The 15,326-nt window shown below is 65.8% G+C and carries 14 protein-coding genes and 1 pseudogene; 11 read left to right on the top strand and 4 right to left on the bottom strand.

What is annotated here, in order from left to right; translation table 11 throughout:
- Positions 1-228 (top strand): annotated as a pseudogene (locus ABIB45_RS12125) (aa3-type cytochrome oxidase subunit I); the annotation flags it as partial.
- A gap of 142 nt (positions 229-370) precedes the next feature.
- On the opposite strand, the gene ABIB45_RS12120 reads toward ABIB45_RS12125, so the two are convergent.
- Complete coding sequence (locus ABIB45_RS12120) at positions 371-574, bottom strand: cold-shock protein (protein WP_024365339.1); 204 nt, start codon at positions 572-574, stop codon at positions 371-373.
- Positions 575-812: 238 nt separating this feature from the next.
- On the opposite strand from ABIB45_RS12120, the gene ABIB45_RS12115 reads away from it, so the two are divergent.
- From ABIB45_RS12115 to ABIB45_RS12085, 7 genes are all read left to right on the top strand, one after another.
- Entirely contained in the window at positions 813-1,574 is a 762-nt protein-coding gene (locus ABIB45_RS12115; RefSeq protein WP_354216102.1) for an alpha/beta fold hydrolase, read from the top strand.
- A gap of 142 nt (positions 1,575-1,716) precedes the next feature.
- Positions 1,717-2,118 carry a TfoX/Sxy family protein gene (locus tag ABIB45_RS12110; protein ID WP_354216101.1) on the top strand — a complete coding sequence of 134 codons (402 nt, stop codon included), beginning with the start codon at positions 1,717-1,719 and terminating at the stop codon, positions 2,116-2,118.
- Positions 2,119-2,120: 2 nt separating this feature from the next.
- Positions 2,121-3,383: a flavin-containing monooxygenase gene (locus ABIB45_RS12105; protein ID WP_354216100.1), complete on the top strand. Its 1,263-nt coding sequence runs from the start codon at positions 2,121-2,123 to the stop codon at positions 3,381-3,383.
- Between the two features lie 88 nt (positions 3,384-3,471).
- A complete protein-coding gene (locus ABIB45_RS12100) occupies positions 3,472-4,914 on the top strand; it encodes a DUF3375 domain-containing protein (RefSeq protein ID WP_354216099.1) in 1,443 nt (480 codons plus the stop codon).
- Complete coding sequence (locus tag ABIB45_RS12095) at positions 4,911-5,567, top strand: DUF4194 domain-containing protein (RefSeq protein ID WP_354216098.1); 657 nt, start codon at positions 4,911-4,913, stop codon at positions 5,565-5,567. The genes ABIB45_RS12100 and ABIB45_RS12095 overlap by 4 nt, the downstream gene beginning before the upstream one ends.
- A complete protein-coding gene (locus ABIB45_RS12090; protein WP_354216097.1) occupies positions 5,564-8,971 on the top strand; it encodes an ATP-binding protein in 3,408 nt (1,135 codons plus the stop codon). The genes ABIB45_RS12095 and ABIB45_RS12090 overlap by 4 nt, the downstream gene beginning before the upstream one ends.
- Positions 8,961-10,226 (top strand): Wadjet anti-phage system protein JetD domain-containing protein, encoded by a 1,266-nt coding sequence (locus ABIB45_RS12085; RefSeq protein ID WP_354216096.1) that lies wholly within the window; start codon positions 8,961-8,963, stop codon positions 10,224-10,226. The genes ABIB45_RS12090 and ABIB45_RS12085 overlap by 11 nt, the downstream gene beginning before the upstream one ends.
- A gap of 219 nt (positions 10,227-10,445) precedes the next feature.
- Here the strand turns inward: ABIB45_RS12085 and ABIB45_RS12080 are convergent, their stop codons facing one another.
- Positions 10,446-11,333 carry an NAD(P)H-binding protein gene (locus ABIB45_RS12080; RefSeq protein ID WP_354216095.1) on the bottom strand — a complete coding sequence of 296 codons (888 nt, stop codon included), beginning with the start codon at positions 11,331-11,333 and terminating at the stop codon, positions 10,446-10,448.
- A complete protein-coding gene (locus ABIB45_RS12075; RefSeq protein WP_354216094.1) occupies positions 11,330-11,782 on the bottom strand; it encodes a nuclear transport factor 2 family protein in 453 nt (150 codons plus the stop codon). Before ABIB45_RS12075 ends, ABIB45_RS12080 begins: the two co-directional genes overlap by 4 nt.
- Positions 11,783-11,883: 101 nt before the next feature.
- Between ABIB45_RS12075 and ABIB45_RS12070 the strand changes: the two genes are divergently transcribed.
- Together ABIB45_RS12070 and ABIB45_RS12065 are read left to right on the top strand one after the other, a co-directional pair.
- Positions 11,884-12,561, top strand: coding sequence for a TetR/AcrR family transcriptional regulator (locus tag ABIB45_RS12070; protein WP_354216093.1), 678 nt, complete (start codon positions 11,884-11,886; stop codon positions 12,559-12,561).
- Between the two features lie 117 nt (positions 12,562-12,678).
- Positions 12,679-13,128, top strand: coding sequence for a DUF4383 domain-containing protein (locus ABIB45_RS12065; protein ID WP_354216092.1), 450 nt, complete (start codon positions 12,679-12,681; stop codon positions 13,126-13,128).
- Between the two features lie 116 nt (positions 13,129-13,244).
- On the opposite strand, the gene ABIB45_RS12060 is transcribed toward ABIB45_RS12065, so the two are convergent.
- Positions 13,245-13,919, bottom strand: a complete 675-nt coding sequence (locus ABIB45_RS12060) for a haloacid dehalogenase type II (protein ID WP_354216091.1) — start codon at positions 13,917-13,919, stop codon at positions 13,245-13,247.
- 510 nt (positions 13,920-14,429) lie between these two features.
- Here ABIB45_RS12060 and ABIB45_RS12055 point away from each other — a divergent pair.
- Positions 14,430-15,137: a hypothetical protein gene (locus tag ABIB45_RS12055; protein ID WP_354216090.1), complete on the top strand. Its 708-nt coding sequence runs from the start codon at positions 14,430-14,432 to the stop codon at positions 15,135-15,137.
- Positions 15,138-15,326: the final 189 nt, after the last annotated feature.

The following is a 15,326-nucleotide window of genomic DNA, read 5'->3' as shown; positions in this document are numbered from 1 at the left end:
GACCCGTGGGGCTTCGGCGCCTCGCTCGAATGGGCCACGTCGTGCCCGCCGCCTCGCCACAACTTCACGTCCCTCCCCCGCATCCGTTCAGAGCGGCCGGCCCTGGACCTGCACCACCCGGAGCTCAGCGTCCGCGAGCACGACACAACGCACAGCGCCGCCTCGGCCGCCCTGGGGGCCGCCGACATCGGCGCAAAGGACGTACGCAGTCCCAACCCGGACGAGTGACCCGCGCCGGGCTGTACTCGTTGGTTAAGCGCGGGCAAGGGTCAGCGGTTGAAGCACGCCTGGGTTAACAAAAGCAGGGCCGGTCAAAATGACCGGCCCTGCTTTGAAAATGAAACCCTAAGGCCCCAGAATCTCTAAGGAATTAGAGTGCCTGGATGTTGACGGCCTGGGGACCCTTGGGGCCCTGCTCGGTTTCGAAGGAAACCTTCTGGTTCTCTTCGAGTGAGCGGAAGCCGGAAGAGGCGATCGCGGAGTAGTGTGCGAAAACGTCCTGTGAGGAGTCATCGGGGGAAATGAAGCCGAAGCCCTTTTCAGCGTTAAACCATTTGACGGTACCAGTAGCCATTATTTTTGTCCTTCGTGAAGGTGGAGGAAAAGTCCCGACTTTCGGGTCCTCCGGTGTGGCATGTTCAAAACCGCTACTTCAGAAAGACGCGGACTTTCGACCGCGCGTACTGCCTGAACTACCAACTGCATAAACACAACAACAGGATCAACACTACAGGAGATTTCGAACAGGATTTACCACTGGCCAGTGCGGTGTGATGGTTGAGCCCGCGGACGCCCAGGCGTACCGTTCTCCCATGGGACAGATTAGGGCCATCCTCCTACCCGGTTCGGTGCTCCCCGCCCAGGCGGCTTACGGCGCACTGATCGCGGCCCTCGGGCCGGACGTGCAGGCAATCACCAAGGACCTCGAACTCTATTCGGGCGATGAGCCGCCGGCCGGCTGGAGCCTGGATACAGAGATCGACGGAGTGCTGCGCGAAGCACACGCGCGGGGTTGGGAGACGTTCCATTTGGTTGGCTATTCAGGTGGCGGCGCAGCGGCGCTGGCGTTCGCTGCCAAGCACCCGGACAGACTCCTCAGCCTGGCGCTGCTGGAACCCGCCTGGGCAGGCAACTGGGACTGGACGCCCGCCCACGCGGAGCTCTGGAAGAAATACGACCAGCTGGAAACCCTCCCCCCGGAGCAATTCATGCCCGCCTTCATGAGGCTGGGAGTTAGGCCCGACGTCGTCCTTCCGCCACCGCCGCCGGGTCCCCCGCCGCCGTGGATGGCGAAACGGCCCGCGGGTATCGAGGCGTTCCTGCGGATCTTTAAGACCTATGACCTGGACAGGGCGCGCTTGGCCGCCTTTCGCCAGCCCGTCTTCTTTGCCCTCGGCGGCTTGAGCAACCCCGATGACTACGGCGAGATTGCCAGCCGGCTGTCAAGGGTTTTCTTCCCGGATTTCCATCTGGAGGTGTTCCCCAAGCGCCACCATTTTGATCCGCCCCACCGGATCGAGCCCGAGCGCCTGGCGGAGCTTCTCCTGCGGCACTGGCGGCAGGCCGGTGGTTGAGCCTGTCGAAACGTGTGCCGAACTCGGACCTTGACGAAATGGCCGGTTTGGCGGGGCAGCCACCCTCGCGGGACTGCTCTCGACCGGGCTCCTGAATGGGCATATCCTGCACTCAGATCCCGCTGCAAGGAGACGAAGAGCCATGGAAATGCCCAAGCCGTCCGACGCCGACAAGGAACGGTTCCGCTCGCTGGTGCCGGACCATCCCGGGGTGTCCGTCAAGCCGATGTTCGGCAACCTGGGCGCCTTCGTGAACGGCAACATGTTCGCTGGCCTGTTCGGGCCGACCATCGGTGTCAAGCTTTCGGGAAAGGACCGGGAAGTCCTGGAAAGCACCGAGCGGACAGTGCCGTTCGGGCCTGTGGAGCGGCCCATGGGCGGCTACACCGGCCTGCCGGAGATGTGGAATGAGGAGGGGGACGGCGACGACGCCCGGGCGCGCGCCTGGGTGGAGAAAGCCTTCGGTTACGTTGCCACACTGCCGCCGAAGGAGCCCAAGGCCGGCGCATCGAGGGCCGGCAAGGCCAAGGCCGCGACGAAGTAGCGATGACCCCGCGCGCCGCGTCCCCGGAAAAGATGCACACCCTGGTGATCGGCGCCGGGCAGGCGGGCCTGGCCACCAGCTACTGGCTGACCCAGCACGGCGTGGAGCACCAGGTTTTGGACCGCCGGGACAAGCTGGGCGGCGCCTGGCAGGACCGGTGGGACTCGTTCTACCTGAACACGCCGAATTTCTCGTTTTTGCTGCCGGACCTGACATACAGCGGGACCGAGCCGGAGCGTTTCCTCCCCCGTGACACCGTGATCGGTCTCTTCCGCGACTACGCGCAGCGGATCGCGGCACCGGTGCGGCTGGGGGCCGAGGTTCTCCGGATCGCTCAGACAGACGGCGGCTTCGCGGTGGAAACGGGGCGGGGCGCCTGGCTGGCCCACAACGTGGTGCTCGCCAACGGCGCCTTCCAGCTCCCGCGGATCCCGCCCGCCGCCGTCGGACTTCCACCGCACGTCACGCAGCTGCACAGCCACGATTACCGGAACCCCGCGCAGCTGCCGCCCGGCGCAGTTCTGGTGGTGGGGACGGGACAGTCAGGCGGCCAGATCACCGAGGACCTGCTCGACGCCGGCCGGGAGGTGCACCTCTCCGTCTCGGCCTGCCCGGAAGCCCCGCGCCGTTACCGCGGCCAGGACATCCTTTACTGGATCCTGCAGGTGAACCTGCACGGCCCCGCGTACGGCATCAACGGCCTCCAGGTGGACCAGCTCCCCTCGCCCGCCGCGCGGTTCATGTGCAACCCGCTGCTCTCAGGCAACGGTGGCGGCCACAGCATCCGCCTGCGCGGGCTGGGACGCCGCGGCGTCCGGCTGCACGGACGGTTCGAGGGAACGGACGACGGCGGACTCGTCTTCACGGACGACCTCCCCCAGCGTCTCGCGCTGGTGGAGGCGGGGTTCGGCCAGCGGCTGAAGCTGATGGCGGATGCGTATATATCAGCAGCCGGCATCGACGCACCTCCCGCCGAGCCTGTGACTGCGGATGACTGGCTGCCGTCCGAATCGGGCGCCCGGCTGGACCTGGCTGCCGAGGGCATTACCTCCGTCATCTGGTGCACAGGGTACGGGCTGGACTTCAGCTTCCTCGATATACCGGTGCTGGATCAGTGGAACTATCCGCGCCATACCCGCGGCGTCACCGAGGTCCCCGGCCTGTACGCCGTGGGGCTGCCGTGGCTCACCAAACACCTGTCGGCCACGCTGTCAGTAGTGGGTGCGGACGCGGAGTTCATGGCGGAGCACCTCGCGGCCCGCTAGCACCCTGTTACCTTCCCGTCACTCCAATGTCGTGGCCGTCCCTTAGAGTGGTCCCACACGATGTGAGCCACAAAACCCGGGACCCCCAATGGACTTCTACGCCATCAATTCCCTGCGTGAAAACCATGCAGGCTGGTCGCTGCTCCGAGCCCAGAACGCCCCCCTGGCGCTGACATTTTTCATGGCGGCGTTCACCGGACCCAACCAGCGCAACCTGGGCCGGCAGCAGCTTATCGATGTGCTGGACGACGTGCTCTTCGGCCTCCGGGACCGGGAGGGTGAGGACAAGTTTCCTCGTGCGGCAGGCGAATACCTCGATGACTGGGCCGGCCCGGAAAGGGCCTGGCTGCGGAAATACTATGTGCCCGGCGAGGACGAGCCGCACTACGACCTGACAGCCGCGGCCGAGGACGTGGTCCGCTGGGTGGAAAACCTGCGCGGCCGCGACTTCGTGGCCACCCAGTCACGGCTGACCAGCATCTTCGCGGTCCTCAAGCAGCTGGTGCAGCAGTCGGAAACGGACCCAGAAGTCAGGCTCGCCGAACTGCAGCGCCAAAAGGACGGGATCGACGCCGAGATGCAGCGGATCCGCGACGGCAACATCCGGGTCATGACCGGACCCGAATCGCTGGACCACCTCCAGCAGCTCACCGCACTGGCCAAGGACCTGCTGTCCGATTTCCGCGAGGTGGAGCAGAACTTCCGCAAACTGGACCGGCAGGTGCGGGAACAGATCGCCACCTGGTACGGGACCCAGGGCGAGCTGCTGGCATCCATCTTCGCCAACCAGCAGGACATCAGCAGCTCCCTCCAGGGCCGCACGTTCCAGGGCTTCTGGGACTACCTCATGTCCCCGCAGCTGCGCACCGAACTGCAGGACCTCCTCCAGCGCGCCACCCAGATCGAGGCCCTCGCCAAAACCGATGGGCTGCATACCGTGGCCAACCTGCACCAGGACTGGCTGCCCGCCGTCGAGCAGACCCAGGCCACCGTCCGCCAGCTTTCCCAGCAGATGCGCCGGCTCCTTGACGACAAAGTCTTCCTCGAGAACAAGCGCATCATGCAGCTGATCCGCAGCGTCGAATCCGGCGCGCTGGGCACCCGGGAGTCACCGCCGTCGGGCGTATTCATGGAGATCGACGCGCCGTCCGTGGACGTGGTGCTGCCGTTTGAGCGGCCCCTGTATGAGCCCAGCCGGAAGGTGATGGTGGACGACGCCGTCCTCACCGCCGATGACACGGACGTGGACGCGGGTGCCCTGTTCAGCCAGTTCCATGTGGACAAGGAACGGCTGCGGGGCAACATCGACGCCGTCCTTTCCGACGCCGGGCAGGCCACCCTAGCGGAGGTCACCGCCGCGTATCCGCTCTCCCAGGGCCTGGCGGAGGTGGTGGCGTACTACCAGCTGGCCACCGAGTCGGACTGGGCCACCATCAACCCAGAGCAGTCCCAGCAACTGTCCTGGCAACTCCCGGACGGCAGCATCCGCGAAGCCACCCTCGAACAGATCATCTTCGGAAGGCCAGCATGAGCCCGGCGAATCCCAGCACCGACCAGACCGAAGCAAGGACGCCGGAGGAGCTCCCCGGCGTCGTCACCAGGCTCTTCAAAGGCGTGCTCTACGCGGAAAACGACGAGAAGGTCTGGCAGTCGCTGCTCGGCCTGACCTCCCATGTCCGCGATTACGTCTCCGTGCTGGGCCTGGACCTGATCCTGGACGAATCCGAGGGGTACGCGTTCCTGCGGTCGCGCGAGGATCCGGACGGCACGCTCCCCCGGCTCATCGCCCGCCGGACGCTCACGTTCAACGTCAGCCTGCTGCTGGCGCTGCTGCGCGGCCGGATGCTTGAGTTCGACACCAACAGCAGCGAGCTCCGGCTCATCATGACCGCGCAGGACATCGCGGACATGGTCTCCGTTTTCCTGCCCGAATCCAGTAATGAGGCCAAGATCCTGGACCGGCTGGGCACGGACATCAAGAAGGTGGTGGAGCTCGGCTTCCTGCGCAAACTCAAGGGGCAGTCGGACACGTACGAGGTGGCCCGGATCCTGAAGGCGTACGTGGATGCGCAGTGGCTGGAGGAGTTCGATGCGCGGCTGGCTGACTACCGCGCGACCCTCGCCGGCGAGCCACCCGCCGGGGCCCCTGCCGCCGGAGCGGCTGAAACGGAGGAGGGCAAGTGACGGCGCAGCTCGGCACGGACCTGCAGGAGAGCCTGTTCAGCCTGGATGAAACAGCGGACGACGCCGGCACTCCCCCCGGCTTCCGGCTGCATCGTTTGGAGCTGCTCAACTGGGGCACGTTCCACCAGGGCGTGCGCACGTTCCGGCTGGAAGGGGCGAACAGCCTGCTCACCGGCGACATCGGCTCCGGCAAGTCCACCGTGGTGGATGCGATCACCACACTGCTGTTGCCGGCGCACAAGATCGAGTACAACAAGGCGGCCGGTGCGCAGAAGAAGGAACGCTCCCTGATGTCGTACGTCCGGGGCTTCCACAAGAGCGCCCGGAGCACCGGCGGCGAGTACTCGAAGCCGGTGGCCCTGCGCGGAACAGGCCAGCTGACCGTGGTGCTTGGCATCTTCCATAACGCCGTGCTGGGCAAATCGATCACGCTGGGCATCACACTCTGGGCCACGCAGGAGGCCGGGCAGCCCAACCGTTTCTACTCGCTCGCGGAGGCAGAGCAGTCCATCGCGGCGGACTTCAGCAACTTCGGCCAGGACCCGCTGAAGCTCAAGAAGAAGCTCCGCGCCGCCGGGGCTTCGGTTCACGACTCGTTCGAGCCGTACTCGGCTGCGTTCAAGCGGCAGTTCGGAATCAGCGGCAACCAGGCCATGGAGCTGTTCCACCGCACCGTGTCCATGAAGCAGGTGGAAAACATCACCTCGTTTGTGCGCAGCAACATGCTCGAGGAGGACGATGTTGCCACCCGGATCACCAACCTGATCCACCACTTCGATGACCTGAAGAAAGCCCACGACGCCGTCCTCCGCGCCAAGGACCAGATCGCCCTGCTGACGCCCATCAAGGAAGGCGCCGCCCAGCACGCTAATCTCAGCGCAGACGACGACCTGGCACGGAAACAGCGCGACCAGCTGCATCCCTGGTTCACGGACCGGAAGCTGCAGCTGAGCCTGGAGCACCAGGCCGAGCTGGAACAGACCGGCGTGCGGCTGCAGGAGGATGCCGCCCGGCTCAAGGGCGAAACCACCCAGCTGCGCCGCGACCTCGCCGGCGTGGAAGAGGACATCCGCACCAACGGCGGCGGCCGGCTGGCAGCCATCGACGCCGACCTGTCCCGGCTCGGCGCCGAGTCCGCGGCCCAGCGGCAACGGTTCGAGACGTACACCGCCGCCGCAGCTGACCTGGGGCTGCAGGCCCCGGAGGACCGGGTACTGTTCGATGCCAACCGGGCCCGGCTCGCCGAAGTCGAGGCCGAGCTCGGCAAGGCGTCGGACGAGCTGCAGGACCGGCGCACCGAGCTGACCATGACCCGGACCGTGCTGACCGGCCAGGCCGCGGACATCGCCGCCGAGCTCACCAGCCTGCAGGCCCGGCGCAACCTGATCCCCCTCCCCCAGCTGGACATTCGGCGTCGGCTTTGCGAGGGCACCGGGATCAAGGACACCGACCTGCCCTACGTGGGCGAGCTCCTCAAAATCCGCGACGGCGAGTCCGCCTGGGAAGGTGCTGCCGAACGCACGCTGCACGGGTTTGCGCTCTCGCTCCTGGTGCCGGCAGAGCACTACGCCGCCGTCAGCACCTGGGTTGATTCAAATAACCTGAGAGGCCGGCTCGTCTACCTAAAAATCGGCGATTCGTACGCGCCCAAACCGGCGGAGCTTGGGACACTCGCGGCCAAGATCGCCATCAAGCAGGGCACACCGTTCCGCGACTTCCTGCAGGACGAACTCAGCAGCCGGTTCGACTACTTCTGCTGCGAGAACCTCGCAGACTTCCGCCGCTACCCCAAGGCGCTGACGGCCAACGGCCAGCTCAAGGGCGGCCGCGGCAGACACGAGAAGGACGACCGGAAGGACCTCGCGGACCGGCGCAACTACGTCCTGGGCTGGGACAACCACGACAAAATGGCCCGCTTCCGCGCCGAGCAGGATGAGGTCCAGGGCCGGCTCAAGGTGGTGGCCACGGAGCTCGGCAAGGTCAATGACCAGCTGGGATCGCTGGGCCGGCAGAACCGGCAGCTGGGCATCATCGGCTCGGTGCAGGACTTCGGCGAGATCAGCTGGCAGCTCACGGCCCGCCGGATCGAGGACCTCAAGGCGGAGAAGCGGGAGCTGGAGTCAACCAGCGACGTCCTGCAGCAGCTGATGGCCAAGCAGGCCCAGGTGACGGACGATCTGGGCCGTCTGGAGGACAAGGGCGGGAAGCTGCAGCAGCGGCTCGGCGCCAATGAGAAGGACGCCCGCGACATCGCCGAGGCCATCGATGAGTGCCGCGCCGTCCTGGCCGGGACGCCGGTAACGGACGACGGCGTGGTGCTGGCCGCCGTCGGACGCCTCACTGCGGAGGCGCTCGGCGACAAGCCGCTCACCTACCGGAACACGGGCACCGTGGAAAGCACGGTGCGGAGCGGATTGACGGAGCGGATCGACGCCCTGTCCAAGCGGATCGCGAGGGCGGCCGAGAGCACGGTCAGGCAGATGGCGGACTTCCGCAACAATTACCCGAACGAAACCACGGACATCGACGCGTCACTGGAGGCCGCGGCGGACTTTAACCGGCTGCTGGAGCAGCTGGAGGGCAACGACCTTCCCCGGTTCGAGGCCCGGTTCAAGGAGTCGCTGAACCAGAACACCATCCACGAGGTGGTGGCGTTCAACGCGTTCCTGGACAGCCGGCGGCAGGACATTGTGAACAGGATCGGCGAAATCAACCAGTCGCTGGCGGGGATTCCGTACAACACGGGCCGGCACATCCAGCTGGAGCACCAGAGCACGTCGGACCAGGACGTGCGCGAGTTCGGCAGTGATCTGCGGGCGTGCTCGGAGGGGACCATCGGTGACGAGGACCAGTACTCGGAGCAGAAGTATCTCCAGGTGGAGCGGCTGATCGAGCGGTTCCGGGGCCGCGACGGGCTGACCACGCTGGACGAGCGGTGGACTGCGAAGGTGACGGATGTGCGGAACTGGTTCGCGTTCTCGGCGTCGGAGAAGTGGACGGAGACCGGCGAGGAGTACGAGCACTTCACGGATTCCGGCGGCAAGTCCGGCGGGCAGAAGGAGAAGCTGGCGTACACCATCCTGGCTGCGGCGCTGGCGTTCCAGTTCGGGCTCGGGTCCGGCAAAGGCGCGGGCCGGAACGCGGGCAGCGGCCGGAGTTTCCGGTTTGTGGTCATTGACGAGGCGTTCGGCCGTGGCTCGGACGAGTCGGCACGGTACGGGCTGGAGCTTTTCCAGCGGATGAAGCTGCAGCTGCTGATCGTCACTCCGCTGCAGAAGATCCACGTGATCGAGCCGTTCGTCTCGCACGTGGGGTTTGTGGCGAACACCAACGGCGACGACTCCCAGCTGCGCAACATGACCATCCAGGAGTACCGCGAGGAAAAGGACCGGCGTGGCCGGTGACGCGGGCCATGCTCACGGCTGGACCACGCTGGCGGGGCTGCGGGCGCAATCACTAAAGGCCTGGAACAGAGGGGGGCTGCTGCGGGAGCTACTGGAGCCGTCCGGTGTATATCCGCGGCGCCGGCCGCTGAAACGCCCGACGGCGGCCGAATTGTTGAGTGATTACGGTGCTGTCCGTGCGTGGGCGGCGGAGCTTTCCGCCGCGGCTGGTGCGTACGGGCTGGAGACGGTGGAGGTGGGGCGCCGGACGGTGGGGTCCAACCGGATACCTGCGGCCGCTGTGTTTCCGACCGTGGAGGACGAGATCGGATTCGTCGGAAAGGGCAGGGAAGCTGCCCAATTTGGCCGGCTCGCCGCGGACCTGGGCGGGCTGGAACCGCTGCTCCTTGGCTGGGCTGCGAGGCGGCCGCTGAAACTCCTGGAGCTGGGAGCTGATGCGCTGACGGCGGCGCGGGTGGCATTGTGGCTGCGGGACAATCCCGAACCCGGCATCTACGTCCGGCAGTTGAGCCTTCCCGGCGTTCACACCAAGTTCATCGAGCAGCACCGGCAGGTTATTGATCAGCTGCAGGCCGCCGTCGGGCCGGTTTCCGCCATTCAGGACGCGGACGTGGACGACGTCAGCGTCGAGGATCCTCCGGGCGGGTTCGCCGCGACGGACGCTGCCTTGGAGGAGGGGGCAGGCCGCACGCCGGCGGCACGTTTTGCGCGGCGGCACGGCTTCCTGCATCCGCCGGAGCTGGTGCGGTTCCGGCTCCTGGATCCGGACCTGGACCTGTTCGGCGGTGCCCGTGACATCACCGTCACTGCCGAGGCCTTCAGTTCGTTGCGGTTGCCGGTGGAAACCGTGATCGCAACGGAGAACCAGGTGAATTTCCTTGCCCTGCCGGAGCAGCCCGGGTGCCTGGCTCTGTACGGGGGCGGCTACGGGTTCACCTCGTTGCGGCACACTGCATGGCTGCGCGGCTGCCGAGTCCTTTATTGGGGCGACATCGACACCCACGGCTTCCGGATCCTGGACCAGCTCAGGGCCGTGCACCCGCATGTTGAGAGTGTGCTGATGGATGCGGAAACCCTGCTGGCACACCGGGACGGGTGGGGATCGGAACCAACGCCGTCGAAAGCTCAGCTGACCAAGCTGACAGCCGGGGAAAAAGAGGTCTACGAAGCCCTCTGCAACGACAGCTACGGAAAGAAGTTGCGCCTGGAGCAGGAGCTGGTTACTTGGGACTGGGCGCTGAAACGACTGCGCTAAGGCCGATGGTCAGCGTGCGATGCCGAGAAAGACGGCGAGAGATTGCTCCACCGCAACAGGGGCGTGGACCAATGGCTGGAGCGTCCGGAATAGGTGACATGCGCCGAAGGCAAACCTACGTCGTAATAGCCAACGCGATCGGCGCGGAATTTTCACCCTGACTGCCAAGTGCCTCTGGTCATGCATGCAGTTTGTCAGCGCACCTGGCTGCCAGGGCGGTCAGCCGGATTCCTTTGGTACCAATGTTCCCAGGGCCTGACTCAGGCCCGTGACGGGAATGTCGGGGAACTCCGCGCGGGCCGGAGCCCACTCAAAGGCGACGGCTCCCGATTCCTCCCAGATCCCGGCCTGTGATACGCGGGCGAGGAACGGTGAGAACGGCCTGGCTACGACGGACAGGAGGCGCTCGGCAGCGGGCGGGATCCGTTGGACGGCCCCGTGGCCTACCCGCGCCAGCACAGCCTGAGCCACTTCGTTAGCCGTCAGAGTCTGCGAGCCCCATTCGATGACACGGTTCCGCAGCGCCGGGTCCGTGATCGCACGAAGGGCGAGTGCGGCCGCGTCCCGGACCGACGTGTAAGTGACAGAGGCGGTCCCCGATCCGAACACGAGCACCTTGCCCTTGGGTTCGAGCGGCGCGGTCATCAGTTCAAGGCGCTGCTCGAGGAGCGGGCCTATCCTGATCACGGTCCATGCCATGCCGGAGGTGCCGACGGACTCCTCGGCCGCGGCCTTACAGCACAGGAAGTCGATGGGTCCGTCGGGGGCGGCGCCATGCATGGACATCATAATCACTTGTTCCACTCCGGCCTCCGCCGCAGCACGGACCAACCTGATGGCGCCATCGCGGTCCACGGCGCGCGGGTCAGAGCCCTTGATGCCGAATCCCGAAGCCGCGAACACGGCCGCCGTGCATCCGGCCACCGCCTTCCGGCAGTCCGCTTCGGAGACGAGGTCCCCGCGTAGGGGCTCGACGCCGTCGCTCGCCGTGTCCGGGAAGGGCTGGGAATCGCCGCGCGCCATGATGCGGACTTGGTGGCCGGCGCCTGCCAGCATCGGGACCAGGGCGCGGCCAAGACGGCCCGTGCCGCCGACCACCAGGATCATGACCGGTCACCGCCTCCGGCTGCCCCGCGGATCGCCACGCCGATGGCTTCATCCACGTCCCCGGAGTCGTGGTCCACCGGTTCAAGGTAGAAGTGCGCCGCGGCGATCCTGTCCTCGCGAACGGTGAGGACGGCGACCCCCGCCGACCTGGTGACCGAGCCATCCGGCCGGGTGCCGCGGTTGCTCCATTCCATCCAGACCTTGTTGCCCGGGCCGGTCGCTGCGTCGTGCACTGTGAGGCTCAGGTCCGGCAGGCCGGCGAAGAGTGCGGCCCAGTTCTTCCGCACCTGGGCTGAGCCCTTAAAGCTGCGTGCCGGGTGCACGGGCGTGGTGTTCTCGTAGTCCTCGTCGAACTCGGACACCATCCCCTCAAGATCGTGGCGGTTTGCCGCGGCCACCATGCGCCGTACGGGACCTTCCGGAAGGATGCCTATTCCTGATGCGTCCATGATCTGCTCCTTCGATCTGACCGTCGCTGGAGGCGGAGAGGCTGGTACGCTGAATTTGATACAGTCAGCTGTAATTAACTGCTCTCAGGAGTCTATTCCCGATGGGATCCGTGGTCAACGAACCGCATCGTCGGGCTGCGCGTCCCCGCACCTACAACGCCCAACGCCGCCAGGAATCGGCCGAGGAGGCGAGGAAGGAGGTGCTTGCGAAGTCGCGCGAACTGTTCCTGGCGGAGGGATATGGCCGGACCACCATAGCTGCGATCGCCCGGGCCGCCGGCGTCTCGAAGGAGTCCGTGTACAAGGGCTTCGGCGGGAAGCCGGGGCTCGTCCGGGCGATCTATGAGCAGAGCATCCTCGGAGCCGGCGGCTCCCCGGCGGAAGAGCGGTCGGACCGCGCGCAAAGCACAGTCACGGATCCGCATGAGCTCATGGAGCAGTTCGGCCGGTTCATCACCGAGGTCAGTCCGATCGGATCGCCTGTCTTCCTTCTCATTCGGGATGCCGCCGCGAGCGGGGACCCGGACATGGCCTCGCTCCTGCGCGACGTGGACGACGCGCGGTACCGCCGGATGCTGCACAACGCGCGGCAGGTGCGCAGCAGAGGATTCTTGAGGACGGATCTGACGGAGGAAGAGGTAGCCGATGTCATGTTCACATGCACCTCAGCTGAACTCTACGAGAACCTTATCCTCAAGCGCGGCTGGAGCGCCGAGCGCTACGGCGGGTTCATGGCCAGAACACTGGCGGCCAATCTCCTGCCGGACCCTCCATCCTAATCAACCTGCGCACCGGGCCATCCGGACTGCCACGTTGCGCCGAACTGCATGCGTAACCCGTTGGATCAGCGAGATCACCCCCTGATCCGAAAACCCATATCGCATCCAGGAGACCATATGACAACCCTGCACAACTCCCGCACAGCAACCCGCACCAACGTCCAGAAAGCGTCCATGCTGGTGGGCGCCGTATTCCTGCTGGTGGGCGTCCTGGGCTTCGTCCCGGGTTTCACCAGCAACTACAGCGAGCTGCAGTTCGCCGGCCACCACTCCGAGGCCATGCTGCTGGGCCTCTTCCAGGTCTCGGCCCTGCACAACATCGTTCACCTCCTCTTCGGCGCAGCCGGCCTCATGCTGGCCAGGACCGCCCTCGGCGCCCGTTCCTTCCTCCTCTACGGGGGAGTCGTCTATCTGGTGCTGTTCGTCTACGGGCTGGTTGTACCCGAGGATTCGGCCGCGGACTTTGTGCCGCTGAACGTCTTCGACAACGGACTCCACCTGCTGCTCGGCGTCGGGATGATCGCCCTGGCCCTGATCCTGGCCAAGGGCCACAAGGCACGCGTGTAAACAGTCCCCTGCGGTGACACCGGGAAACGCCCGACGGCGGGACTCACCTTTCGGTGGGCCCGCCGCAGTCGTGTTTGGGACGTTTGCCGAGCGCCCGCACCGTTTCACCGGCCTCTCTACCCCCTCAGGGCTTCTGGAAGTTCCGTCAGGGTGGTGACAGTGTAATCGGGGGCGGCAAAATAGTCCGGGTACTTGGCGCCGGTCCGGTTGATCCATGCCGTGCCCAGGCCCGCCTCGGCCGCACCGTGGATATCCCAGGGGTGCACTGCCACAAGAAGCATCTGCCCCGGCTCCACCGAACAGGCCGACGCCGCGTAATGGTAGGCAGCCTGCGCCGGCTTCCACCCGGGGGCGTCCTCCACGGAAAGCAGCCGCTCGAACTGGTCCCGGATCCCGGCCGGCGTGAAGAGTTTTTCCGCTACCTGAGCCGAGCCGTTGGTCAGGGTGACCAGCCGGTACCCTGCTGCCCGCAACGCCCGGACGCCTTCCGGCACATCAGGATGCAGCCCGAGTGCAGCCATTCCTCCCATGACATGCTCCACAGCCCGGTCCAGGTTGGCATCGATACCCGAACCGGCCAGCAGCCCGCGCAGGACCTCGGCGCCGATCTCCGCGAACGTCCCGTTGCCGCCGGCAGCGGTGAGGGCGAAGCCGTCGCGCAGCAGCGTAGCGAACCAAAATTTCGCCAGCTGGGCCGGGGCGCCAATTTCAGCGAACCGCTCCCCCATCGGCGACATGTCCGAGAGCGTTTCGTTGACGTCGAAAACGATGACTGGCGTTGCGCTGTTCATGGGTTCTCCTTCATCTTCACGGTCGGTGGACTACGAGGCGCAGCAGGAGAGCCGCGAAAAATCCGTGGTGCAGCTATCATCGCAATCACCCACCAAGGAACGGCTGGATAGTCCAAGCGTTTCTCCAGGCGTCATGTCCCGGAGCCATGGTGGCAAAGTCGCCTAGCCCCTACTCCATTTCCTCGCCGTCGTCCATGACTACCTTCATCCGCCCGGAAACGAAGTACCCCATGTGGGATGCCTGGCAGCCCTCCGTTTTCGCGATCGGCTTGACGTGCGCCGGCGGAGGTGCGTCGATTTCATGGATATCTCCTGGAAGTGGGCTACTGCGAAGCCCCGATATCCCACGGCGGAGAAGGATATGGAACCCCGCCAGTGAGGACATTCTCCGCTTGCGCGATGGCGCCCGCAAGAGAGTTTTACGAACCTCGACCCATCCGCCGGGAAATGTGTTCCGAATCACTCAGGACCAGAGGGATCGCCTCACTGGCCAAGACCGAGGAGCGAATTGTGAATCGTAAATCAGTGATAGCCCTTGGGGGCTCAGTCGTTGCCCTAGTTGCCGCGGCCTCCCTGGCAGCAATTCCGGCGCAGGCGCACAATGACCAAAGCGACAGCAGAGACAACGACAAGAACGTCACCCTGACCGCCACGCTCACCGAGCTCAACGGTTCCGGAGCCTCCGGCACTGCCACGGCCGTCGTCGGCAACAAAATGATCAAGCGCATCGAGGTCCATGCCGACGGACTGACCCCCGATGCACCGCACGCCCAGCACATCCACTACGGCCAGCAGGCCCTGAATGAGTGCCCCACCCTGGCCTTCGACACCAACCACGATGGACGGCTCAACACGGTGGAGGGCATCCCCGCCTACGGTCCGGTGGTCGTGTCCCTGACCACCACCGGCGACACCACCCCGGCCAGCCTGCTGGCGGTGGACCGCTTCCCGGTTGCCAAGGACGGCAGCTATGACTACAAGCGCAAGAACATCAAGTTCACCGACGTCGCCGGGACCGGAGACGACGGCGGCATTGGAACGGCCAAGGACATTGCCCAGGCCATCCGCGACGGCGAAGGTGTTGTGGTGATCCACGGCATCGACTACAACGACAACGGCAAGTACGACTTCGGCACGATCGGCGCCAGCGAACTCGATCCCAAGCTCCCGGCCGAGGCCACCGACCCCGCAGCCTGCGGCGTTCTGGAGCGCCACTAGGTCGTCCTCCGAGGGCGTGGAATCTTCGCAAAGCACACCCCTTAAGTACCGCTTGCGTACGACGACAGTGCCACGGGCCGGTCACCGGAAGGTGGCCGGCCCCGCTTGTCGTGCCGTGCGCCTTGGGACCGCCACCTTCAAAGCCCTCAAGGTCCCGAGGCCGGACCGGCCCATCCACCCCATGGGTGC

This window comes from Arthrobacter sp. UYCo732 (assembly GCF_040547265.1).
GTDB lineage: Bacteria > Actinomycetota > Actinomycetes > Actinomycetales > Micrococcaceae > Arthrobacter.
This window is presented reverse-complemented; position numbering and strand designations above follow the sequence as displayed.